We start from the raw sequence: 502 nt of genomic DNA, 5'->3' as shown, positions 1-502 counted from the left end.
AGGCTCTCAATAGGGCGCTTGAAGATGCTTTCAAAAAGCTACAAGACGGAAATCAAAACTTGGCCGTTGCAGTTCGTTCTTCCGCCACTGCCGAAGATTTGCCTGAGGCTTCTTTTGCTGGTCAGCAAGAAACCTTCTTGAATGTTACCGGAATCGAACAAGTTAAAGCTCTGGTTAAAGAAGTTTTTGCTTCGCTTTATAACGATAGAGCGATCTCTTATCGTGTTCACCATGAGTTTGAGCATAGTGAAGTCGCATTGTCCGCTGGTATTCAAAAGATGGTGCGCAGTGAGACGGCGAGCTCCGGTGTTATGTTTACCCTCGATACCGAATCCGGCTTTAGAGATGTGGTGTTTATCACTTCCTCATATGGCTTGGGTGAAACTGTCGTGCAGGGTGCAGTGAACCCAGACGAATTTTATGTACATAAGCCCACTTATGAAGCTGGTCGCCCAGCAATTCTCAAGCGTAACTTGGGTAGCAAAGCGATCAAGATGGTCTA

1 protein-coding gene is annotated in these 502 nt (G+C 46.2%); it reads left to right on the top strand.

What is annotated here, in order from left to right; genetic code table 11:
• Positions 1-502: PEP/pyruvate-binding domain-containing protein (locus tag A3766_RS09305; RefSeq protein ID WP_304440952.1), on the top strand; the 502-nt coding region annotated here is incomplete at both ends.

The organism is Oleiphilus sp. HI0132 (assembly GCF_001635845.1).
Note: the sequence above shows the minus strand (reverse complement) of the source record. Positions and strands in the feature narration are given on the sequence as shown.